Annotated in this window: 1 pseudogene; it reads left to right on the plus strand. The window is 59.9% G+C overall.

What is annotated here, in order from left to right:
- Positions 1 to 212, plus strand: a pseudogene (locus tag BG74_RS18070) (3-deoxy-D-manno-octulosonic acid transferase); the annotation flags it as partial.

Genomic DNA, 212 nt, shown 5'->3' on the forward strand with positions numbered 1-212 from the left:
TGGGCGTCGAGGCGCCCGGTATGGATAGCTACCAGCACCCATGAAGGCGAAGAGACACTGTTATTGCAGGCGCATCGCCAGCTGCTGGCCAACTTTCCCGATCTGTTGCTTATCTTGGTCCCGCGTCACCCGGAGCGTTTTCCGGCGGCGCGGGAGATGACCATAAAAGCCGGCTTCCGTTACATCATGCGCAGCAGCGGCGAAATTCCGTC

It is taken from the genome of Sodalis-like endosymbiont of Proechinophthirus fluctus, assembly GCF_001602625.1.
Lineage (GTDB): Bacteria > Pseudomonadota > Gammaproteobacteria > Enterobacterales > Enterobacteriaceae.